Annotated in this window: 18 protein-coding genes; 2 read left to right on the top strand and 16 right to left on the bottom strand. The window is 57.9% G+C overall.

The genetic code is table 11. The features are described from left to right. Positions 1 to 247 precede the first annotated feature (247 nt). Genes dinG through QPL98_RS02310 form a run of 5 tightly spaced genes read right to left on the bottom strand, consistent with a single transcriptional unit; the run spans position 248 to position 7,169 of the window. Complete coding sequence (dinG, locus tag QPL98_RS02330; RefSeq protein ID WP_199451638.1) at positions 248 to 2,425, bottom strand: ATP-dependent DNA helicase DinG; 2,178 nt, start codon at positions 2,423 to 2,425, stop codon at positions 248 to 250. After that, on the bottom strand, positions 2,425 to 3,177 hold the full coding sequence (locus tag QPL98_RS02325) for a general secretion pathway protein GspB (protein WP_303292568.1): 753 nt from the start codon (positions 3,175 to 3,177) through the stop codon (positions 2,425 to 2,427). The genes dinG and QPL98_RS02325 overlap by 1 nt, the downstream gene beginning before the upstream one ends. A gap of 3 nt (positions 3,178 to 3,180) precedes the next feature. After that, complete coding sequence (locus tag QPL98_RS02320) at positions 3,181 to 4,869, bottom strand: ExeA family protein (protein WP_303292567.1); 1,689 nt, start codon at positions 4,867 to 4,869, stop codon at positions 3,181 to 3,183. A 6-nt stretch (positions 4,870 to 4,875) separates the two neighbouring features. Then, on the bottom strand, positions 4,876 to 6,363 hold the full coding sequence (locus tag QPL98_RS02315; RefSeq protein WP_303292565.1) for a DUF3336 domain-containing protein: 1,488 nt from the start codon (positions 6,361 to 6,363) through the stop codon (positions 4,876 to 4,878). Between the two features lie 23 nt (positions 6,364 to 6,386). Then, on the bottom strand, positions 6,387 to 7,169 hold the full coding sequence (locus QPL98_RS02310) for a VacJ family lipoprotein (RefSeq protein WP_303292562.1): 783 nt from the start codon (positions 7,167 to 7,169) through the stop codon (positions 6,387 to 6,389). Positions 7,170 to 7,257: 88 nt separating this feature from the next. Between QPL98_RS02310 and QPL98_RS02305 the strand changes: the two genes are divergently transcribed. Next, positions 7,258 to 7,665, top strand: coding sequence for a thioesterase family protein (locus QPL98_RS02305; RefSeq protein ID WP_303292560.1), 408 nt, complete (start codon positions 7,258 to 7,260; stop codon positions 7,663 to 7,665). A 6-nt stretch (positions 7,666 to 7,671) separates the two neighbouring features. On the opposite strand, the gene QPL98_RS02300 is transcribed toward QPL98_RS02305, so the two are convergent. The 3 genes from QPL98_RS02300 to QPL98_RS02290 all read right to left on the bottom strand — a co-directional run bounded on the left by QPL98_RS02300 (position 7,672) and on the right by QPL98_RS02290 (position 14,644). Next, complete coding sequence (locus tag QPL98_RS02300) at positions 7,672 to 8,793, bottom strand: beta-ketoacyl-ACP synthase III (protein ID WP_014421346.1); 1,122 nt, start codon at positions 8,791 to 8,793, stop codon at positions 7,672 to 7,674. A 126-nt stretch (positions 8,794 to 8,919) separates the two neighbouring features. Further along, positions 8,920 to 12,840: an ATP-dependent RNA helicase HrpA gene (gene hrpA, locus QPL98_RS02295; protein WP_303292557.1), complete on the bottom strand. Its 3,921-nt coding sequence runs from the start codon at positions 12,838 to 12,840 to the stop codon at positions 8,920 to 8,922. Positions 12,841 to 12,967: 127 nt separating this feature from the next. After that, the gene (locus QPL98_RS02290) at positions 12,968 to 14,644 is read right to left on the bottom strand and encodes a long-chain fatty acid--CoA ligase (RefSeq protein ID WP_303292555.1); all 1,677 of its coding nucleotides are present in this window, start codon (positions 14,642 to 14,644) and stop codon (positions 12,968 to 12,970) included. Positions 14,645 to 14,867: 223 nt separating this feature from the next. Here QPL98_RS02290 and QPL98_RS02285 point away from each other — a divergent pair, with 223 nt between their 5' ends. Next, positions 14,868 to 15,353, top strand: a complete 486-nt coding sequence (locus QPL98_RS02285; RefSeq protein ID WP_113880150.1) for a MaoC/PaaZ C-terminal domain-containing protein — start codon at positions 14,868 to 14,870, stop codon at positions 15,351 to 15,353. Positions 15,354 to 15,366: 13 nt separating this feature from the next. On the opposite strand, the gene QPL98_RS02280 is transcribed toward QPL98_RS02285, so the two are convergent. Genes QPL98_RS02280 through QPL98_RS02245 form a run of 8 tightly spaced genes read right to left on the bottom strand, consistent with a single transcriptional unit; the run spans position 15,367 to position 23,361 of the window. Next, on the bottom strand, positions 15,367 to 16,326 hold the full coding sequence (locus QPL98_RS02280; RefSeq protein ID WP_113880151.1) for an AgmX/PglI C-terminal domain-containing protein: 960 nt from the start codon (positions 16,324 to 16,326) through the stop codon (positions 15,367 to 15,369). Beyond that, positions 16,319 to 16,807, bottom strand: a complete 489-nt coding sequence (locus QPL98_RS02275) for a biopolymer transporter ExbD (RefSeq protein ID WP_303292554.1) — start codon at positions 16,805 to 16,807, stop codon at positions 16,319 to 16,321. The genes QPL98_RS02280 and QPL98_RS02275 overlap by 8 nt, the downstream gene beginning before the upstream one ends. Further along, positions 16,804 to 17,334 carry a biopolymer transporter ExbD gene (locus QPL98_RS02270; RefSeq protein WP_278350656.1) on the bottom strand — a complete coding sequence of 177 codons (531 nt, stop codon included), beginning with the start codon at positions 17,332 to 17,334 and terminating at the stop codon, positions 16,804 to 16,806. The genes QPL98_RS02275 and QPL98_RS02270 overlap by 4 nt, the downstream gene beginning before the upstream one ends. Before the next feature lie 40 nt (positions 17,335 to 17,374). Next, complete coding sequence (locus QPL98_RS02265) at positions 17,375 to 18,025, bottom strand: MotA/TolQ/ExbB proton channel family protein (protein WP_014421339.1); 651 nt, start codon at positions 18,023 to 18,025, stop codon at positions 17,375 to 17,377. A gap of 26 nt (positions 18,026 to 18,051) precedes the next feature. Then, positions 18,052 to 18,423: a hypothetical protein gene (locus QPL98_RS02260; protein WP_235853344.1), complete on the bottom strand. Its 372-nt coding sequence runs from the start codon at positions 18,421 to 18,423 to the stop codon at positions 18,052 to 18,054. Then, positions 18,420 to 18,908: a tetratricopeptide repeat protein gene (locus QPL98_RS02255; protein ID WP_114434023.1), complete on the bottom strand. Its 489-nt coding sequence runs from the start codon at positions 18,906 to 18,908 to the stop codon at positions 18,420 to 18,422. The genes QPL98_RS02260 and QPL98_RS02255 overlap by 4 nt, the downstream gene beginning before the upstream one ends. Continuing rightward, positions 18,905 to 21,724: an outer membrane protein assembly factor BamD gene (gene bamD, locus QPL98_RS02250; RefSeq protein ID WP_303292549.1), complete on the bottom strand. Its 2,820-nt coding sequence runs from the start codon at positions 21,722 to 21,724 to the stop codon at positions 18,905 to 18,907. Before bamD ends, QPL98_RS02255 begins: the two co-directional genes overlap by 4 nt. Continuing rightward, on the bottom strand, positions 21,721 to 23,361 hold the full coding sequence (locus QPL98_RS02245; protein ID WP_303292548.1) for a lipopolysaccharide assembly protein LapB: 1,641 nt from the start codon (positions 23,359 to 23,361) through the stop codon (positions 21,721 to 21,723). Before QPL98_RS02245 ends, bamD begins: the two co-directional genes overlap by 4 nt. Between the last annotated feature and the right edge of the window lie 13 nt (positions 23,362 to 23,374).

The raw sequence follows: 23,374 nt of genomic DNA, 5'->3' as shown, positions 1-23,374 counted from the left end.
ACATCACATTTGACACCAATTAAGCCTGGTCACTACGCCCTTTGGACGATCCGTTTACGCCCCTTTAAGCCCTATCATTTAACCATGGTGAGGTTAACGCCTTACTTCGAAATCTGAAATTCAGGCCTTCAGACTTCTTGTTCCGCGTTGTTTCGACGCCCGGGTTCGTTAAGAACCCCTTCCATGAGAGCCACCCCTTGCGGGCTGGCTCTTTTTTTATGGGTCAATTTACAGGCATGAGAGAAATCTAGTGTTCAATGATGCGGCGAAACGGCGGGAGTGCATCCAATAGCAACTGCCCGTAGCGTCGAGCCACAATCCTGCGGTCCAGAATGGTCACCCGCCCCGTGTCCTGTTCCGTTCGCAGCAGGCGGCCAACGGCCTGCACCAGTTTGACAGAAGCGTCCGGCACCGTGATTTCCATAAAGGGATTGCCTCCACGTTGGGTCACCCACTCGGCCAGACTGGCTTCAATGGGGTCATCCGGTACCGAAAAGGGCAATCGGGTGATCACCACGTGGTGCAGATAGCGCCCCGGCAGGTCAATGCCCTCTGCAAAACTGGCCACACCAAACAGTACACTGGGCTTACCTTCGTCAACCCGGCTGCAATGCAGCCTGAGCACCTCATTCTTGGCCATATCGTCCTGGGTCAGGATCAGTTCCGGGTACTCAGGCGCCAGTGCATCACGAACCTGCTGCATCTGACGGCGCGACGTAAACAGCACCAGTGTCGCCTTTTCTCCGGCCCAGAGCTCCGGTAAACGCTTGACCAGGGCATCGGCGAAACCATCGTCGGTAGGCATCGCGACCATGGCCGGCACTTCCACCGTCGCCATTTCGGCGTACCGGAAAGAACTGGGCACTACCAGATAACGGCTGGCCTCAGGCAATCCGGCTCGTGAACGAAGGCGATCAAAGCGCCCGAGCGCCGTCAGCGTCGCGCTGGTGAGCACCGCTCCGTAAGCCCTCGACCACAATCTCGAATAAAGCAGGTTATCGGCCAGTACCGGCGAGCTGAACAAGGTAATGTCTTCAGCATGGTCCCAGCGCTGGCGCACTGCCCACCTTGCCGCCGGTGGGCCTTTACGGGCAGGAGCTTCGACCACCGGCTCCTCTTCATCACTGACGATGGCGACACCTTCGCTCCAGGCAATCCACAACCGCAGCTGATCTTCCGCCCTGGCATGAAAGGAACCTACTACCGGGTACCAGGAATCTGCTGTGTCCCGGTCCAGCTCCGGATCCTTGCGCTCATCGAATGCGCTCTGGAGTTCATCGACCAATGTTCCGAGGTGCCGACAAAGCCCTGCCGTGGCGATTCGTGTTTCCCCAGCCAGTTCGGCCAGCTTCTCGGGCAAGGCACCATCCGGATACCGCCACTGGGCACTGCGGCGCTCTTCGTTAAATTCCCAGCCGGTATTCTGCTCAACCTCTTCGTACACGCGAGTGAGTGCCAGATCCAGATCCCGACCCGCGGCACTGATCTTTTCAACCGCTTTGGCGGCCTGGGAGCCCGCTGGAAGCCAGGGCTGCATCTTCACCAGCGCCTGGGAAAGCTGTTTCAGCCATTGCCGGGTGGAGTTCAACGGCACCGACGCGGCGAAATGGTTCAGGGCCTTGTCGGGCAGATGATGGGCTTCATCGAAGATGAACAGCGCGTTCTCCGGCTCCGGAAGAATGGCGCCACCGCCCAGGGCCAGATCCGCCAGCACCAGGTCGTGATTGGCCACCACCACATCGGCATCGTCCAGATCCTTGCGGGCATCAAAGAACGCACAACTGTCAAAGTAGGCGCAGTGCCGGTTGGTGCACTGGCGATGATCAGTCGTCACCTGACGCCAGATTTCATCGGGAATCTGTTCCGGCCAGTGATCCCGGTCGCCGTCCCAGTCCCGGGAACCATAACTGGCAAGCATGTTCTCAAAGGTGGCCCGGCTACGGGCTTCGTCGTCTACCGGCTGATCCAACAGGAACAACGGCATGGTATCGCTGTCACCATGGCCCTCATCGTGCAGCCTCGCTTCCAGTCGCGACATACACAGGTAACGACCACGGCCTTTGGCAAGAGTCCAGCTGAAATCCAGCTTGCTGTGTTTACGCAGGTCCGGCAGATCTTTCAGAACAATCTGATCCTGAAGCGCCACCGTGGCGGTGGAAATCACCAGAGTCTTGCCAAGGGCTTTCGCCACCGGAATGGCGGCGATGAGGTAGGCCAGCGTTTTACCTGTACCGGTACCAGCCTCCACCACGCAGGTAGCCGGCGGGGAAGTGCGCTGGCCATCGTTGTCGGTGATCTCCCCCATGTACCGGGCAATCTCCGCAATCATCAAGCGCTGGCCATAACGGGCACGGATATCCTTGCCCGCCAGCACATCCCGATAGGCTTGCTGAATTTGCTGTTTAACGTCCTCTGTCAGCGCCATTATCTCGGGCTCACCCAGTCACGCACAGTACCGACACGGAAAAACTGGCCGTTCTTGCTAAGCACCACACCGTCTTCGGTAATACGTTCCACCAACAGCGGGCCAAAGCCATCCCCCGGTTTCAGGTAATGGCCATTGATCATCACCCGACTGGCGGACGGATCAGATGCAAAAATATGACTGTTAAAGGTCAAATCAGGGACACTCTTCTGAAAAGAAAGGGGCAGTTCCACAAGGTGAGGCACCCTGCCCTGCGGCACCCGTTCCGTCAAGGCCGAATGTGGCACCGGCTCGCTGTCAGACCGACGCGGAACAATCACCACCGGTGCTTCCCAGGGCTGCTGCGTGACGTCGGACTCACCTGCTCTGGCATCATCATCCGCCTCAGCGACCACAACGGTATCTGTTGCCTGAGACAGATCCTGCCCCCCGGATACCCGGACCGGATCGGCTATTTCAGTCTCTGCCACCGGCTCAGGCTGAGGGGCCGGCTCAACAGGTACCGATTCGGACTGCTCTCGGTCTACAGCAGGAGCCTCCTGCACCGTCAGTACCTTTGCGTTTCGCTCCGGCCAGAACAACCAGGCGAGCACGCCCGCGTTCACTAACAAAGCCAGTGCCACCCACACCACGGCCGATACCGGCTTGCGTTTGGGGCGGTAGACCATCTGCACCGGCTGCCCGAGATCCGGCGCTTTGCCCTGTCGGCGCTCCGCTTCGGATTTTCGGAGCGCATCGAGAATATACGACATACGCTACCCGCTCCTGACCATCACCGACGAAACCAGACGAGGAATATTCTCGGCCAGATCGTTGTTCATCTGGATAATGGTCATGGCGCCTGTAATACCATCCACGGTGAGCCCGCGTTTTTCCTGATACCAGCGCACCTGTTCCTTCATATCCATCCGCTTGACCCGGCCGGCTTCCTGTTCGCCGCTGCTCAGGCGCTCTGCCAGCTCCATCATGCGGGCGCCGATCCATAACTGCTGGCCAGATTCATCACCGTAGAAACCATCGCCGGTCATGAATTCGGGAATTCGCCAGAGCACCCGGAAATCACCGTACCAGTAGTCTTCAATCTCCCGGAATGGCACTTGCTGGCTGCCCCGGGGCGTCGCAATCACTGCCAGATCGCCATCCAGTCGTTCCACAACCACCTGGCGAGTGCGGCCGCTTTCATCCCTTAACTGAAGGATGGCCGGCCGATTGATGAACTCCAGGCTTCTGCGACTGCCCTGGCGTTCCAGACAGGCCAGCCCCACCGTTGCGGCGTAATCACAGGCGATCGGGTTGGCCGACAGTTCATAGCTCTTGCCCCACAGAGCAAATAAAGCGGTGAAGGCTTCAGACAACGACTGGGTGTGCTGGTTAAACACAAATCCTGGCGATGTTGGCTCCGGCGCCGCAATTGCTCGCTGGCCGGATTCTGGGGCCATTGGCGGCACCGGCTCTGCCACCCGTTCAATCACGCCTGCAACCGACGGTTCGGCCTTGGGCTCGGCCAGTGCCGGGGCGGATGCCCCGGGAATATCCAGCAGCCACACGGTACTGATAATGGCAATGATAAACGAGGCGACAACCAACCATACATGACTGCCCCGGCTTCCGAGTGTCCGCCCGGACGGAGCCATCGCCAGGCCGCCATTGACCTCTTTTGCCGCTTTGCGAATGTGGGTGACGGAGATCAGATGATCTCCCTCCGCGTAGGCTCCGAGCAGTGCCCGGTCGCTGATCAGGTTGATAAGCCGGGGTACGCCCTGACTTTCGCGATACAACCTGCGGACCGCCCCGGGGGTAAAAATATCACCCCGCATACCGGCAACATTAAGCCGGTACTGCAGATAGGCAGGCAGTTCCTGCCGGTCTATTGCATCCAGGTGGTAGCGTGCCGTCACCCTTTGATTGAGCTGGCGAAGTTCCGGCAAAGCCAGGATGTCCTGCAATTCCGGCTGGCCAAGCAGGACAATCTGCAGCAGTTTCTTTTCCGAGGTTTCCAGGTTGGTCAGCAGGCGCAGCTGTTCGAGCACCTCAGCGGAGAGGTTCTGGGCCTCGTCAATAATCAACACCTTGTGCCGGCCCGCAGCGTGGGCTTTCAACAAATCCTGGTTGATGCTGTCGACCAGGGTCTTGATACTGGCATCAGGTTGGTGCGCTATTTCAAGTTCGTCACAAACGGACGACAGCAGCTCCCTGGCAGACAGGCGCGGATTCAGTACCAGCGCAATATCCACATGTGCCGGCGCATTTTCGATGAAGCAGCGACAAACCGTGGTTTTACCGGTGCCCACCTCGCCGGTGATCACAATGAAACCGCCCTGCCCCTGCACACCGTACATCAGGTGCGCCAGTGCTTCCTTATGGCGATCGCTGAGGTAGAGATATCGGGGGTCGGGAGCGATTGAAAATGGCGGCTCACGGAAGCCGAAGAAATCGTAGTACATGGTTCCTCAGGGCCTGGCCGGGCTGTCACCGCTTACCAGTTTGAGTTCCGCTGCGCGCCGGTTTTGCTGTTTCAGCCGGCGAACGCAACGCTCCAGGGTTTTCGAGATCCGTGCGTGGGAGCGAATCATAGATATTTTCGGCCAGGTCGCCCGCTCTCCTTCCAGAATCATCTCACGCACATACTCAGGGCTCGGGTTGGCAAGCATACGCCGAAAATGTCGCAGCGAATAGTTCGGCGCGATAGTCACATCACCGGAGTAACGCTGAGCCATAATGGTATACATCTGACCGGAAAGCTGCCGCAGAATCTCTGGCCGAACACGTTTTCGAAGGTAATCGAATACGCCTTGCCCGTGGAACTGTACCTCGGATTTCAGCAAGTGGGACGGCAGATTGGTCAGCGACAGTTTTTCATCCTGGCCACGATCAGTCAGAAACGGCACCACGTGAGGGTTGGTCTGGCTGACAATGGTGAAATTTACATCATAAAGGTGCATCAGTCGTTCGATAGGCAGATCGCTCACAACAGAGCCGTCCACAAACTTGAGCCGCGGCATGTAGGGCAGCGAATTACCGTTAAGATCTTTTTTCATCAGCGTTACTGGCGGGAAAATACCCGGTACAGCCGCACTGGCCAGGGCGGCACTCCACACCAACAGGTACGGTGACGTGTAACCGCACAGCAAGCGGGCTTTCTGATGCGCCTGCACCGGAGACACACTGATATTAATACTGCGCCCCGTGCGCTGGTAGGCTTCCTCAAAGGTATAGTCGCCAATATTCTCCCGCAGGCATCGGCGCAATGTGTCCTGGTCCATCAGACCGGTTCCGCGCATGGCGCTTAACAACCCCCGCCATTTCCATGCTTTCAGGTTATGGCTTTCAGGCACCAGCATTTCAGGAATTTCAGCATCGGTATGAACCCCCAGAATGCCGGCGATAATGGCGCCGATGCTGGAGCCGGCAATCACCTGCGGCAAAAGGCCTTTCTCCCAGAGCGCCTTGATAACCCCAAAATGGAACATGCCCAGACTGGCGCCACCACTCAACAGTAAGGTGGGCCGCCCGTAGCTTGTCAGGGTGTCGCGGAAAAACTGCAGTTTGTCATACACCGGGAAGCCAGGAACCGGGTGGTCGCACAGGTAATCCAGCGACTCGCATACCTGGGTGATGTATTCTTCAATCAGGTGCTTGGTACCAACGCGGGAGCGGGTGTACAGCGCCGGATTCCCCATGTTGCCAAGGTCGTGATGCAACCCTTCCCTGAGCGCGCGCTTCAGGCGCTCGAAATCATTCTGTTGGCGATACTGCTTGAGATTGGACAGGCGATCATAGATCAGCTCGTAATGGTAAAGATCGGAGGCAAAATCCTCTTTCCATTCAGCATTGCCCTCAAGAAAATCCAGCTCCAGTGCGGCCGCCTTCCACTGTTCATAATTCGTGGCCTGCGCCAGCATTTGTCGGAAACGGGTTATTCTCGGGTCCTTGATCACCTGTCGCCTCCCGGCTTGTACACTCAGAAATCGTCGAGCATCAGATCGTCATCATCACTCGCGAAAGGATCTTCGGTGATCTTACCATCGTTAATCAGGAATTCACGACGCTGCAGGAAGGCATTGCGCATAAACGTGTACCGATCCCCGGAAATGAAATTCTCCGCCGGGATCAGGTCTGCCCGCTTGTCCACAATCTGGAGCATTCGCAGGTAATACCATTCGGGGTTCTCGACCGAGTCCCACGCCGAAGGCAGCATGAACCCGTCCGCCGCCATACCCATGAAATACCGGGGCGTGGACGGCCCAAGCAACGGCAGCATCAGGTAAGGACCGGAATCCACTCCCCAGGTTGCCAGGGTCTGGCCGAAATCCTCCGGCCGCTCGGGCAGCTCGAAGGCGTTGGCAACATCAAAGAAACCACCAAGGCCGAAAACCGTGTTGTAGGTAAAACGGCCAACCGCCACAACCGCAGACTCACCCTTCAGCTGCAGAAGGCTGTTGGTGAAGTTACGGATTTCGGTCAGGTTATTGAAAAAATTGGTAATCCCCCGGTCCACCAGATCTGGAGTGACAGTGCGATAGCCCTTGGCTACCGGCCGGAGAAACCACCGGTCAATAGCATCATTAAAGGCGAAGACCTTTCGGTTCCAGTTTTCATAGGGATCGCCGGTTTCAACCGGCATAGTCTGTTCACCCGGGGGCTCTTGGAGATTCTGGGCCATGGCCGGATTAAAGACCGCCAGGGCCGGGAAAACTGCGATGACCATCCAGGATGACCAGCGCCGGGACTTACGCTCTTTCATGTCGCTCTCTTGGGTTGTTTAACCTGTTCAGTTTCGTCAACAATACCGGCGCTTTATTATTATTTTTCAACCTTCCGGAGGAAATCCGATGTCAGTACCGGGAAATCCCGTCAGCTCCCTCACCATGGCACTGCGATGGGGTGATATGGATGCATACGGCCACGCCAATAACACAGTTTACTTTCGTTTCTTTGAAGAAGCCCGGATTGTCTGGCTTGCCTCACTGGAACTCGGTGGTGCCGAAGATGCCACCGGGCCGGTCATTATAAAGACCAGCGCCACATTCCTGAAGGAGCTGACTCACCCCGCCACTGTGGTGGTGGAAACTTACGCGGACAAAGCCGGAAATACCAGCCTGGACACTTACCACCTGTTGAAAGACAAGGATACCGGAGATATCTACGCGGAAGGCTATGCGAAAATCGTCTGGACGGACCGGGCGACACGCAAATCCACCCCGCTGCCAGACACCTTGCGGGCGCTGGCAGCGAGATAAACAGGCTCAGCGGTGGCGAACCACGACGCTGCCAATGGAATAGCCGGCGCCGAATGAGCAGATCACGCCCAGATCGCCGGCTTTCAGATCGTCCTTGTATTTGTGGAACGCGATAATGGACCCTGCGGAACTGGTGTTGGCGTATTCGTCCAGAATCACCGGAGCCTCTTCCACACTGGCATCGCGACCCAGAACCTTGCGCGCAATTAACTGGTTCATGTTCAGGTTGGCCTGATGCAGCCACATCCGGGTGAGATTATCCGGGCTGAGGGAAAGGGATGCCAGGTGGCCCTGAATGGTCTCGGCCACCAGGGGCGAAACTTCCTTGAACACCTTCCGCCCTTGCTGGATAAACAGTTTGTCCGCCTTGCCAATGCCGGATTCATCGGCACGATTGAGGAAGCCGAAGTTATTCCGGATGTTATTGGAAAACTTGGTTTTCAGGCGAGTACCCAGAATTTCAAAACCCTGACCGGCTTTAGTGTCTTCCTCACGCTCAACCAGTATCGCCGTGCAGGCATCACCGAAGATAAAGTGGCTGTCCCGATCCCTGAAATTCAAGTGGCCGGAGCAGATTTCCGGGCTGACCACCAGCACCGAACGTGCTGCACCATTTTCGACCGAGTTGACTGCCGCCTGCAGGCCGAAAGTGGCAGAACTGCACGCCACGTTCATATCGTAGGCAAAGCCTTCAATACCCAGGGCTTCCTGCACTTCAATGGCGATGGCCGGATACGGCCTTTGCAGGTTTGAACAGGCAACAATGACGGCATCGACATCGGCCGCCGTTTTACCCGCCTGGGCCAGGGCTTCCTTGCTCGCAGCTACAGCCATATCGCACTGTACCGACGGTTCATCGTTGCTACGCTCCGGAATGTAGGGGGTCATCCGGTGGGGATCAAGAATACCATCCCGATCAATAACATGCCGGCGCTTGATACCGGAGGCTTTTTCGATAAAGGCAGAAGACGAGGGTTGCAGGGCAGCGACCTCACCACGGGCAATTTCGTCGGCATGCTCGTTGTTGAACAGCTCCACGTACTGATTGAACGCTTCAACCAGTTCATCATTCTCGATAATGGCGGGCGGCGTATACAGGCCGGTTCCGCTGATGACGGCTTTAATCACAATAACCCCACGTCACAATTATAAAAACGGTTTCTGACATCACGATGTCAGAAATACTAACACAGTCCGGCAGAATTGCCCGTGGGACTATCGTCCAGTGGCCCTGTTATGGTGCATCCGGCAAGGTTATATGCGGGTCTTTTCCCATTGTTTATCCAGCCGCTTCGCCGAAACCGTCATTACCGTGCCCAGTTGTTGGGCAAAAAACGACACCCGGAACTCCTCCAGCATCCATCGGTAGGTTTCCAGTTCGGGGTCTCGCACGCCCTGCCGCTTCTGCTGCTCCAGTTTGGCGGCATACCGGGCCCATAATGGCTCAATGGTGTGAAGAAATTCCCGCTCACGCCCCATTTCCCGCGCCATTTTTTCCAACCGGATGTCCGCCGCTTCAAAATAGGTTCCGAACCGTTCCAGCCACTGAACCGGGGTATTGACCAGGAAACCCGGATACACCAGATGTTGCAACTGGAACTTGAGGTCGGCCATGCTTGCTGCCAGCGCCAGATTAATCTTGCCCTTGAGCTGTTTCGCGACTTTCTGGTAGCCGTTCATGGCCTGAAACAGGCGCTCATCAGCAGCTTCCAGAGCAGGAATGAAGTCACCCCGGTGGCGGTCGAACAGCTCTGCGAACGCCTGTTCGGTTCTGGGCAGTTGGTCCGCCAGAAAATGCTGCATAACCGTCGACAACACCAGATCATCCAGCAGTCCCTTTGCCTGGCCGATCGGTGCAAACATCAACGCAGACTGTTTGAAGCGGGGCAGCTTTCGCTCAAGATCCGCCAGGGTATTACCGAACCGGTTCACAATCAGCCGCGCAACGCCGCGACGATGGGTATCCTCTGCGGTGAGCTTGTCCAGACAACGCGAAGCCCGCACCTTATTACCCAGATCTTCCAGAGCCGGGTACACCGTGACCTGCATACCGCCTTTTTCCGTTTGAACGTGCTCAGGAAGGGTTCCGAATTGCCAGGCTATGTATTCACCCGCCTGTTTTTGCCCGGGCTCATCTCTCGTCGCCGAGGCCAGCGCTTCTTCGGCCCGGCCCTCCAGTCTGGCCTGAAGTTCATCGGTGTCTCGGCTTTCGGCGATGACCTTGCCTTTGTCGCCGGTCACCCTCAGGTTCATCCTCAGGTGGCGGGGCAGCTCCTCCTCCGGCCAGGCATCCGGATCAATCTGGACCCCGGTCATTCGTCGCAGCTGTTCGCCCAGTTTGATCGCCAGAGGCTCGTTGCCCGGCTGCAGGTTGGCCAGAGCCGCGTCAACAAAGTCCGGTACCGGCACAAAATTCCGGCGCAACGCTTTCGGCAGCCCCTTGACCAGGGCAATGCATTTTTCCCGAAGCAGCCCCGGCACCAGCCACTCCAGACGCCGGGCGGGGATCTGTCGCAAAGCCATCAAGGGCACGTTGAGGGTGACACCGTCGCGCTCACTGGTGGGCTCAAACTCATAACTCAGAGGGTATTTCACCCCCTCCCATTCCAGGTAGTCGGGGTACTGCTGGGCCGAGGTCTCATCCAGAGGCCTTTGCAGAACGTCGGCCTCTGTCAGCTCCAGCTTCTTCAATTCTTCGGCAGATAATCCTTTCCACCAGGATTCAAAATGTCGGCCACTAACGATATCCGATGGCAGTCTCTGGTCGTAGAAAGCCACCAAAACTTCATCATCCACCAGAAGATCCCGCCGCCGGGTCTTCTTCTCCAGATTCTCGACGGTATCCAGCATTTCGCGGTTACGGGCAATAAACGGCGCCCTGGACTGGAAATCCCCCTCAACCAGGGCACGGCGAATAAACAGATTCCGGCACTCGGCGGGGTCAACCTTGGCGTAGGGAATACGGCGCTTGGGGACCACATCCAGGCCATAAAGTGTGACCTTCTCGTACCCCATCACCTGGGCACGCTTCTGCTCCCAGTGGGGCTCAAAATAGTGGTGCTTTACCACGTGGCCTGCCAGCGGCTCCACCCATTCGGGCTGAATGGCCGCCACCATTCGGGCAAACACCTTGCTGGTTTCGACGATCTCGGCCGCCACAATCCACTTGGGTGCCGTTCTGCCGACTTTGGAGCCCGGGAAAATCATCACCTTGCGGTTTCGGGTGGCCAGATACTCCCGCTTTTCCACTTTCACCGCCACCTGGCCAAGCAAGCCGGCCAGAATGGCTTTATGCACTGCGTCGTAGTTGGCCGGCTGGTTATTCACTGTCAGCTTCTGCTCCCGGCAGATCAGGGTGAGCTGGCGGTGAATGTCCCGCCACTCACGCATTCGCATCCAGCTCAGGAAGGTTTTCTGGCACAGTTTCTTGAGCTGGTTCTGGGACAACTCCTGGCGCTGTTCTTCGAACCAGTTCCAGATATTCAGCAGGGTGGCGAAGTCCGATTCCTTGTCGTTGAACGGGGCGTGTGCCTGGTCGGCCGCCTGCTGCTTGTCCTGAGGTCGTTCCCTGGGGTCCTGAACGCTCAGGCCGGCAATCACAATCAACACTTCCGCCAGACTGCCCTGCTCCGCTGATGTCACCAGCATACGGGCCAACCGGGGATCCAGTGGCAAGCGGGCCATGGTGCGCCCAAGCCTGGTAACTCGGCGTTTGTCATCGACGGCGCTAAGCTCTTCCAGCAGCTTGTAACCATCGTTGACCTGACGACGATCCGGCACCTCAAGAAACGGAAAATGCCGGATCTCGCCCAGTCCGGATGTGGCCATTTGCAGGATAACGGAGGCCAGGTTGGTTCTCAGGATTTCAGGATCGGTGTATTCCGGGCGGTTCAAAAAGTCCGTTTCGTCGTACAGACGGAAACAGATCCCCGGCGCCACACGCCCACACCGGCCTGCCCGCTGGTTGGCACTGGCCTGGGAAATCGGTTCAATGGGCAGACGCTGTATTTTCGAGCGCACACTGTACCGGCTGATGCGGGCAACGCCGGTATCAATCACGTAGCGAATACCGGGCACCGTCAGCGAAGTCTCAGCCACGTTGGTGGACAACACAATCCGCCGCCCCTTGTGGCCCTGGAACACCCGGTTCTGTTCCTGGTTACTCAGGCGGGAATACAACGGCAACACTTCGGTATGACGCAGGTCAGCGTGGCGCAGCACCTTGCTCACGGCCCGGATCTCCCGCTCGCCTGGCAGAAAAACCAGTACATCCCCCGGAGGCTGCTTTTCCTGCCGTTCATGCTGTTCAATCTCGTCCAACGCCGAGAGGACACCGTCGGTCCAGCCCTGATCCCTGTCGTCCTCGTCCCCAACCAGGGGGCGATATCGAATATCTACCGGAAAGGTACGACCGCTGACTTCAATCACAGGCGCTTCGTTGAAAAACTCGCTGAAGCGCTCCACCTCGATCGTGGCCGAGGTGATGATGACTTTCAGATCCGGGCGCTTCGGCAACAGTTGCTTGAGATAGCCGAGCAGAAAATCGATATTCAGGCTGCGCTCGTGGGCCTCATCGATAATCAGCGTGTCATAGCGATCCAGAAAACGGTCGTGCTGCACCTCCGCCAGCAGGATGCCGTCGGTCATTACCTTGACCCGGGACGACTCCGAGGTGTTGTCGGTAAACCGCACCTGATACCCGACCTGCTGGCCTACCGTCTCACCCAGTTCTTCGGCAATCCGGCTGGAAACACTGCGCGCGGCAATCCGCCGGGGCTGGGTATGGCCAATCAGGCCGCGGATGCCGCGCCCCAGGTTCAGGCAAATCTTCGGAATCTGTGTGGTTTTACCGGATCCGGTCTCACCAGCAATGATCACCACCTGATGGTTATTGATGGCATCGCTGATGTCCTCGACCCGATCGCTGACCGGCAACCCGGCGGGAAAGGTGGCCGGCTTGTGCAGAGCCTGACGCTTACGTACCTTCTCCAGCCCCTGATCCAGCCATTGCGCCATCTTTTCCAGATCCTTATTGCCGGGGCTACCCTTACAACGGCTTACACGGCGAATGATGCGGGCGGCCTCCTGCTGGTTACAGGCGTCCAGCTGGCTCATCATCGCTTTGACGGCGGCCCGGGGGTCAACAGGAGTATCGGAACGAGTGTTGTCAGTCATTAACAGCTGCAGGCTCATCAATGGATAGGTGGAACGTCAGGGCGAAACAGTCTAACGAAAACCGGAGCCAAGAAACACAAAGACCCCGCCGAAGCAGGGTCTTTGGTTGGCATGAGGGCCTCGCCTGTTACTTGGCGTTGGCCTGGTCCCGCAGCTCACGGCGCAGGATCTTGCCCACGTTGCTCTTTGGCAGTTCATCACGGAACTCAAAGTGCTTGGGTACCTTGTAGGCGGTCAGACGCTCCCGACAGAACTCCTTGAGTTCGTTGGCGGTTACACCTTCTTTGGTGGGCACTACATAAACCTTCACCGCTTCACCGCTCTTGGCATCGGGGATCCCCACGGCGGCACACTCCACCACTTTCGGGTGTGTGGTCACAACATCTTCGATTTCGTTCGGGAACACGTTGAAACCGGACACGATGATCATGTCCTTCTTACGATCCACAATGCGGATGTAACCGTCTTCCTGGATCAGGGCCACATCGCCGGTCTTCAGGAAACCGTCATCGGTGAACGACTTCTGTGTATCATCCGGACGCTGCCAGTAACCGCGCATCACCTGCGGGCCTCTTACACACAGTTCCCCCGGCTCGCCGACCGGTGTTTCATTGCCGTCGTCGTCAATGGTTTTGACCACAGTGGACGGAATCGGCAGACCGATGGTGCCGATCTGGATGGCGCTGCGGGGGTTGAAGGTAACCACCGGCGAGGTCTCGGTCATACCGTAGCCTTCGCTGATTTCGCAACCGGTCACACGCTGCCACATTTTCGCGGTATCACTGGTCAGGGCCATACCACCAGAGGCAGTCAGCTTGAGGCCAGAGAAGTCCAGATCCTGGAAGTCCTCGTTGTTGCACAGGGCCACAAACAAGGTATTCAGGCCAATAAAGGCAGAGAACTTCTGCTTCTGCAGCTCTTTAACAAAGCCGGGGATATCACGCGGGTTCGGAATCAGAACGTTATGGGCACCTGCTTCCAGCATAATGCCGCAGTTCAGGGTGAAGGAGTAGATGTGGTACAGCGGCAGCGGTGCAATCACCACTTCCTTGCCCTCTTCCACCTGATCTTCCAGCATTGGCCGGACTTGTGTCAGGTTGGCCACCAGGTTGGCATGAGTCAGCATGGCACCCTTGGCAACACCAGTGGTGCCGCCGGTGTACTGCAGCACGGCCAGATCATCCAGCTTGATGTCGACCGGGGTAAACTTTTCACGGGCACCGGCGCTGAGTACCGCCGGCAGCTTATGAGCACCCGGAATGTTGAACGCCGGAACCATCTTCTTGAGGTGCTTCACCGCGGCATTCATCAGGGTACGCTTGATGGGGGAGTGCATATCGGCAATCTCGGTCACGATCACGTGCTCGATGCCGGTATGGGGCAAAACCTTCTCCGCGTTGTCGGCCATATTGGCCAGAACAACCAGTGCCTTTGCGCCAGAATCGTTAAACTGGTGCTCCATCTCACGAGTGGTGTACAGGGGGTTGGTGTTCACCACAATCAGACCAGCGCGCATGGCCCCGAACACAACCACCGGATACTGGGTCACGTTCGGCATCTGCACCGCAATGCGGTCGCCCGGTTTCAGGTCGGTTTTGTTCTGCAGCCAGGCCGCGAAGTTACGGCTCTGAGTATCAAGATCCCGATAGGTCAGGGTAACGCCAACTGCTGTAAACGCAGGCTTGTCTGCAAACTTCTGTACCGCCTGCTCAAAAACATCCACCATGTTCTTGTATTTATTGAGATCGATTTCCCGGGGGATGCCAGCTGGGTATTTGTCTTGATAGAACTGCTCAAAATCCATCACCATCTCCTGTCTGATTGGCGCTGTGGGGTATTACCGGATGGGTTCAGAAGCCCCCTGATTGTAATGTTTTGCCAAGACCGATCGCTCGGGAAAATCAACCCGACGAAAGTATCAGCCTCAAAAAAGTGGGGAGAGAATAGCAGTTTTGTTAACGATGAGGTAGTTTTCAGATCAGCAAACGGTACAACCGTACTCGAACACTGAATCACCGGAGCCTGTGATGAGCGACACCCTGGATACGCTGGAAAACATTACCTACGACGAACTGAACGAAGGCGATTCAGCCACCTTCACACGCACCCTCACCGAAGATGAGCTGGTGCTGTTTGCTGCGGTATCCGGGGACGTAAACCCGGTGCACCTGGATTCGGAGTTTGCCGCAGAATCCATGTTCCGGGAGCGCATCGCTCATGGTATGTGGAGTGGCTCACTGATTTCTGCCGCCCTGGCCACGGTCATGCCCGGCCCCGGCACCATCTACCTGGAACAGAGCCTGTCGTTCAAACGACCGGTCAAGCTGGACGACACACTGACCGTCACCTTGTCGGTGCTTCGCAAGGAACCTAAAAACCGTGTCTCTTTTGGCTGCGATGTGCGCAATCAGAACGGTGATCAGGTGGTTACCGGCGAGGCCAAGGTGATTGCCCCCACCGAAAAGATTTCGTTGCAAAAACCCCGCTTGCCGAAAATTACCATCGAAAGCTGAGTTTCGGCCGGCATTACCCCGGAAGGAAATCGATGGGGAATCGAACCTTCCGGGTCTCCACATTGGCGGCACCAAAATTGAACATCTGTACGCGCAGTGCAATGCGCTTTTCCAGCATCGGGTGATCCAGTTCAGAACCCACCACGTCACAGGCTGAGACACTGCCATCCGGCTCAATCACCAGTTCCAGAGTAACCTTACCCTCAAGGGTTGGATCCTGCCTTAACTCCCGCTGGTACAGGGAATAGAGCACGCTCTTCTGGGCATCAAATACCTGCCGGATATTGCTCATGGCACGCTCGCCCACTGACGGCCGGGCGGGTTCCGGCTGGCTTGCCACCTGAGGCGCGGTTTCCCGGGGAGCGGCTACGTCACTGGTTTCATGCTTTGCCAGTTCGACTTCCCGTACCGGTCCTTCACGGGTTTCAACACCGCCGCTGCCTTGCAGTACCGAATCATTCGGCGTTTCCGGTGCCAGGCCATCCGCCTGACTGTTACTGACATTCGCGACACGCTGCACCTCAGGTGCCGGAGTATCCACAGACGTCAGAGCGCTGAGCCGGTCTTTCATAGCAAACAGGCCGGAACGTGAGGCGGTTTCGCGAGCCTGCTCGGTCGTCTGCGGCGCAGGCTCAGGCTTCGATTTCGCTACCGTCGGTTCAGGAGGAATCTGCCGCGGCTCCTCAACCTGCTGCGGTTCCGGCTCTGGCTTGGGCTGCTCAGGCTCTGGCTCCACAACCGGCTCTGGTGGCTCAACCCGCTTCGGTGGCTGTACCAGCTTCGCCAGCCGGGGCGGCAATTGCTCAGCCTGTTCACGCTCAGGTTCCGGTACCTGCAGGCCCGGGATAATGAGAGCCGGAATCAGAAACAGCGCCAGCATCAGCCCCGTTATCAGGCCGAAGCGGCCCGACTCTGCTAAGTCCCTGGACCAGGGCAGCCGGGAAGGTTGCGACAGCTCCCTGTGATCAACCATTACGAACCTCCGACTCCACCGCCAGTCGTACCTGCCGGAACTGCTCATCGACACAGGTCTGCATGATCTTTCTCAGCAACCGGTAATCGGTATCTTTCGCTGCCATAATCGTAACTTCAAGACCGTTTTCCGGTACCTCAGCCCAACGGTTCCTTCGGTACGCCAACTCTTCGGTCAAGCCGGCAATGCGAGTATCCGTGGCTTCGATGCCGTCCAGGCGTGCCACTTCCCGGCCCTGGACCAGAATGGACTGGCCGACCACCTGTACCGTCAGGCTTTCCACAGCTTCCTGTTTGGCGGTCGAACTGGGCAGGGGAACATCCGCAGTGTTCTGCATGACCTTAACATCCGAGGAATTCACCATCAGGAAGAACACCAGGATGGTAAAGATATCCATCAATGACACCAGGTTCAGGCCACCCGCCTTGTGCATCCGGCCATAGTGTCGCTGGCGCAGTCGGGCTCGTCTCGACAACTTCACGCGCCTTCTCCTTTGCCTTCCATCGGTCGCGCGGCCAGATTGCGATCCTCACCAGCATCCATCAAAGACACATCCGGAAAGAGCTCTGCTTCCACAACGCTCGCTGCCACCACCGCCTGGTAAGAGCGCACCGTATCCATAACCGACACCAGAGTCTGGTAGTCAACGTCTGGTCCGACTTCCAGGATCACGTCCGTCTTGTCGGGCATCCGGGATTTAATCCGCTGCAACAGTTCACTCAGTCGTGAATAGGCCTGGCCCTGCCCGGTAACAGGCAACACGTCAATGAGGCCGCGGTCGCTGTCCGCCACCTCAATACCCTCCGGGAGCACCGTCACCACCAGCTGGAACGATTCGGCATCCGGCGCCTGCCCCGCTTCCATGCCCGGAAAGTTAAGCTCGATCATCCGGATCTGGCTGAACACCATGCCCAGAAGCAACACCGGCACCAGCACAATCATCAGATTGAGAAAGGCGGTAATGTCGAGGTCTGCCGAGGCCGTCAGTCTGCGATGTCGACGTCTCATGTTCGGCTACTCCTGATCAGATCCTGGAATGCCGGCACCATCAGGCGGCCGCCGCCGGCCGGTTTGCGGACTCAGACACCATGTTAAGGAGCTTGACCCCCGCCATTTCAAAACTGTCGACAATCTCGTTGGTGCGGGTCTGCAGTACCGCATGGAACAGGAGCAGCGGAATGGCCGACATCAGGCCAAAAGCAGTGGTATTCATGGCCACGGAAATGCTTTCCGATAACAGCGATGCCTTCTGCGCGGGGTCTGCGGCGGCAACCGCGGTGAATGCCGCAATCAAGCCAATGATGGTGCCAAGCAAGCCCAGCAGCGTCGCAATGTTGGCCAGGGTGGCGAGATACTGCGTGCGCTTTTCCAATCGGGGCAGCACTTCCATCAGCCCCTCTTCCATCGCGTATTCGATGTCTTCACGCCGGCAGTTATTGATCAACCGGGCAATGCCAGCGCCAAGCACTGAGGCAATTGCGCTGTCTGAGCTGGACGCCGCCTTCATGGCGCGCTGGTAATCACGTTTTTGCAGGGCGGGCAGAATGCCGCGCTCAAATGCCACCCGGTTTCGACGGCGAACCGCTCCGAGATACAGGAAACGTTCCAGAGTGATCGCCAGCCCGAGTGCAAGCACAATGGCAATCGGGTACATGAAGGGACCACCCTCCTGGAAAAAGCGGATAACGGTATCAAGCATGGTGTAGTTCTCCATATACTGCGACGTTACGGTTGCGACTCGACTGGTGCGGCGCCCTGCCCTGCAGAAAGCGTTAGTGTCAGCACAAGGGGGTTCAGGGTTTCGCGAAACTGGCGATGGTTCTCCAGAACCGGTTGAGGTACCGGATGCAAGAGTTCCGGTGCCTGTTGATTGAGTTCGGTTCTCGGGCGCCGGGGCAGGCTCGGCGTTTGCCAGGGCAATATGTACAGAATTCTCGGATCGTCTTCGCCGGTGCCAGCGGAGAGCCCCCGTACCTGCAGAACGTTCTGTTGGCTCTGCCCCGCCTCACTGTTGCCTTCTGCGGAATAGCCGATGGCCGGCCAAAGCAGCAGAACAGACAGGGGGAAACCGCAGCACGTTAACCTGGACAGCATCATTGCAGCCTCCGTTCAAGATCTGCGATCCAGCCGGCAACCTGCGAGCCTTCCTCCCCCACCAGGGACTGATATTGCTGGTAATGTTCCAGCGCCTTGTCGAGGTCCAGCAGGTAGAGCTCCGATATCACCGCCAGGTTGTAATGCAGTTCCGCCACCTTCGGCGTCACCTTCAACCCCGCTTCCAGCATCTCAGCGGCTTCCTGGAAGCGCTCCTGCTCTTTAAGAAGCAGTGCCAGATTGTTGCGGACCCTCACGTTGGCAGGATCCGCCGCAACCGCCTGGTGCCAGGCCTCCAGCGCCATCTTCCGGTCACCGGCTTCGTAGGCCTGCCGGCCCTGCCGCTCCCACTCTTTTGACTGTTCCGGCTGATACACCTGCGCCAGTTTTTCAGGTGCCGGCGCTTTGGAAGCGCAGCCAGCCAACCCCGCAAGAACCAGAAGAAGTAAAAACCGGAAAACCTGGGGTATCCCTCTCAACCTCATCATGAGCCTCCCTGATTGGTGTCCGTCGTCCAACTCATCCAGCGAAGCTGTCGGTCGTAGCGCCCGGGATGCATGGTGGCCAGGGCCTCCAGGCTGCGCTGAATCCACTCATCGAACCCCTCCGCGGGGATACGTTCGTGGTTGCGGGCGTGCAGCGCCATGGCCTCTTCCTCAAGTGGAAACGCTTCCTCTTCCAGGAGCATCTGATACTGCATGGCTTCCATTTCGTTCAGTTCCGCAGGTACTTCAGAGGACATGAGGTCAGACGCCAGTGTTCGATAGAGTTCAGCACGGCGATATAAAACCTCCGAACGTACTCCAACGCCGGCAAAGGACTCTGCCTCCTGGAGATACTCCTGAGCCTGCTGCATGGCCGCCTGCTTTCGTGCAAGTGACTGCTCCAGCGGGTGAACCAGTGCAATGCCGGCAAAACGCTCTGCCGTCTGGGCACCAAAGAACAGTGCAGCATCGGCAGCCCATTTCAGGGTATCCTCGGAATGCCAATGGCTGGCTCGTTCCCGAGCCAGCAGTTGTTCACGTACGGCAATCACCGAGTCTCCCGATTCGATCAGCCGTTGGCGCATGGTCTGCTGTTGAACATGCTCCTCGGCGGAATCGGGCGTGGGTGCAACCGCCAGCCAGTTTTTGTAAAGCTGGTTTCTGGAAGCGCTGTCACCCTCTGCGTGGAAAATGGCCGCAGCACGCAGCCTGGTGGGCCACGGGTCCGCAAGCGTTTCTGAGCGACTCAGCAGCTCCTCCGCGGCTTTTAATCCCTGGCCAGATTCCTGATAGGCGAGAACCAGCTTCTCACTGGTTTCAGGCGTAAGCTCATGACTCGGATAATCCATCCGGAAGCGTTGGAGTTCATTGATGGCAGCCAGCCAGTCGGATGCCCGAAGCAGAGTATTCGCGGCGTCATAGCGAGCCTTGATCGCAATTTCAGAGCCCGGCATAACGCCCTCAACCCTCTGGAAATGCGCCACGGCCAAAGTTGCGTCGCCGGCACGAGCAGCCTTTTCACCCTGCTGATAGATAGCGGACGCGAGTTGTTCCAGAAGACTGCGCCTTTGGCTTTCTGCATCCGGGCTGGCTTCGTCAGCCAATGGCAAAGCCTGGCGCCACGCACGTTCAGCGAGCCCAAACTCGTTGTTTTTCTGTCGAATACGCGCGGTCACCAACCACGCGGCGTAACGCTCGGTAACCCCCGCCCGCTCCCAGGTCAGTGTAGAACTGGCGTATTGCAGGGCACGCTCGAATTCGCCCAGGTCGTACCAACGGTTGGCAAGGTCGGCACGGAGCCCCGACAGACGTTCATCCGGGCCAAACGCCTCTGCATATTGCTGCTCTTCGTTGCTCAGGACGAGCAGCGTCGCAGTTCTGCTCTCTCCTGATGCCAGCTCAAGATCCTCACGAACAATTCGGATAGCGGCCCAGGCCGAATCCCGGGAATCCCCGTGGCGATGGTCGTAGGCTGCGGCCCGGAAATTCCTGACGGCTTCAGCCCGATCGCCAGCCAGTAACCGGGCATCGCCTGCGAGATGGAGCAGTTCCCCGGCTTGATCCGAGCGAGGTGCAAGCCGCTCGTAATAATGGGCGGCTTTGGCCCAGGCTTCACTGGCGACAGCCGTTTGGTTCCGGCTACTGAGGTCTGTACCGGTGGCGTAGTAGTGATCAGCGAGGAAGCGGGTGTATTGCGCCCAAAGCCCCTTCTGCTCAGGAGTCATCGTCTGGAATCGGGCCTCTGCCCCCAAACGCTGGACGTAATCATCCCGCGCCGCCAGAGCTTTTGAGGTTTTACCGGCCAGTTGCCAGTAGGACACACTCTGGGCCAGGAAATCCGGGCTCGCTGTGTGGCCCGGAAACTCGGACACAAAAGCGTTGTTGACTGACACCGCCCGTTCATAACGACGTTCCACCGCATGCAGATCCGCAAGCCGGTCGTATAACAGATGCTGCCATGCTGATGACTCACGACCATCCAGCCAGCCGGCAAGGGTCCGGGCATCACTCTGGCGGGACGCCATCAAAGCCAGCACCCGGAAGGTGTCCTCCAGCATATCCATGGACTGCGCCGGCGGGTTGGCCAGCGTGGATTGGTCTGGCAATTGCTGATCCAGTACCGCCATGAACGTATCTGCCGCGCGGGTCCAGGCGGGCTCACCCTGTTTAAACTGACTCCAGCCGAGCATGTAGCGGGCTTTGGCGGCGAGCTCCTGATGGCTGTCATGCTCCAGCAACTGCCGGTAACCGGCCTCAGCCTCTGCGTGACGGCCGGCGGAGAAGGCCGCTTCCGCTATGCGAAAACGGGCCTCAGGTACCAGTTCCGAGTTCGGGTAAAGCCCAACAAGCTGTTTCAGTCTTGCGATGGACTGCTCCGGTTGCCCGGTCAGCGCGTGGGCCTTGGCCATCTGGTACAGCAACTCGTCGAGACGCCCGGAAAAGGACCCTTTGGCCAGAATGCTTTCGTAGCTCTCGAGCACTTCCTCATAGATGGCCGCTTCCCGCTCTTCGGAGAACCCGACGTCCTCTCCAGACCTATCACGGATGTTGTTGAGCCGGTTCAGGGCGTCTATCCGCACTTCAGGCTCATCCGAGGACTCAAACAGCTTCTGATAACGGCGAGCCACTTCAAGAGGCGAAATCGCCGGCAGCGGCCGGCTCTCAAATTTCAGAAACACCGGGCGCATATCCCCCAGGGTTTCACCATCCCGCCCCAACTCCACGCGGAACGATTCCTGCGCAGAAACCGGCGCTTGGGCCAACGCCATAATCATGACAAGGGATGCCGCAAAGGACTTGGGAGCAAAAGGCAGATTCACTGTGCACCCTCCCCAAGATTTTCCAGAGCCAGATACTCGTAGAGATGGGCGATTTGCTGCTCGGTTTTGTCCAGCGCGTGAGTCATGTGCTGGGTCTGCTTTTTAACAAACGCCAGTGCCAGTGCATCCAGTTTTCGCGCAGCCTGCTCCCGGAGACTGAGGGCCTTGTAACGTAAATCCTTGGTGGCGTCTCTCATTGCACGAGCTTCGTCCAGAACCTTTTCCAGGCGCTCAGGTCTTTGGAGGATCTGCTCATTCAACGCGCCCATGCGGCGGCCGGCTCCTGCCAGGGACTGTTTTAGCTGACGCAACTCTGTGACCTGGGCAGGCGTTGCCGCCTGCTCCACCAACCCATTCAACCTGGATTCCAGATCACTCTGCTGTTGCTCAAGCCCAGCGGTTTGTGGCGCCACCCCCCCTGAACCGGCCGAGGCCATAAAGACTTCAAGGGCCTGGATGAAAACCTCCAGGTTGTACTTGTTCGCATCCAGTGTTGCGACCATCTCATCAAGGCGCGCTACCCTCCGCACCGCCACCTGGGCCCCGGGTTCTTCCATGAAGCGCAGAAGATACGCCATTCGTGGCTGGGTTAACGTTCGGTTATCGGCCAAAAACCATTGAATGTCGTCACTACGGGCATCCTGAACCAGAGCTTTGTAGGCTCCTTCAGCCGTGATCCTTTCGGACAATTTGCCAAGAGTAACCCGTTCTCCCTCATAGGCCGCGTTGGCTGCCAACCAGGATTCTCCCGCCTGGCCCGGATACCCGGAAAGATCATAACCACGGCCCATACCAATCCACGCATCTGAAACACCCGGAAATGCCAGCGGAAATTTCTTGGCACGGTGCCAGCTCTGCATGGCGGCACGGTGGTTGCCTTTGCTCGACAGGGCAAGGCCATGAAGATAGAGAGCCTGAGGTGTGTGATAGCTTTCCAGAGAGACCTTCTCCAGGAAATCAATCGCTTTGTCGTAATCGTCGCTACCCAGTGCGAGATAGCCGGCCCGGAGATTGAGCTGATCCAGCAGTGCCCGGCTCCGGCTGGTGTCGGTATCCTTGGCAGCCATGGCCATGGCAACCCGGAGCGAAACCAGGGCCCGTGATGAATCGAGATCATCGCGGGCGAAATCCGCCGCCAGGTTCATATAGCCCACAGCCGCCCAGTAGCCATCTTCCATACGCGCAAGGTATTGACCGGCCGCGTCGGTCTTCCCTTGTATTCTGGCCAGCTCCGCCAGACCGAGAAGCGCTTTTTGAACCACTTCGCCATAGCCGGTTCGGCGCGCCTGTTGGTACCAGTTTTCCGCACCGGTGAGATCGCCCTCTTCCTGTGCCATTTCAGCCAGAGCCAATGCCGCTTCGCCCCGGTAAGACGCACCGTTAAATACACCCTCAAACCCAGCCCTGGCCTTGTCGTGCTGCCCCGACGCCAGCATAAGCCGGGCCTGGAGGTAATCGGCCGATTCGCCTTCAAGCTTCATGGCCAATCCGACAACCGACGAAGCCTCACCGGTATCCAGCGCAAAGCGAACCACGCCGGTTGCCAACGAGTTATCCATGGCAGTTGCTACCGGCGCGGCAACACCTGCCAGCATCGCTGCCATGACACCAATACTGGTTCGGAGGAACAGAGACATGCGCCCATTCATG

The sequence above is a fragment of the Marinobacter sp. ST-43 genome, from assembly GCF_030541085.1.
Lineage (GTDB): Bacteria > Pseudomonadota > Gammaproteobacteria > Pseudomonadales > Oleiphilaceae > Marinobacter > Marinobacter nauticus.
The sequence above is the reverse complement of the archived record's forward strand: the minus strand, read 5'-3'. Positions and strand labels throughout refer to the sequence as shown.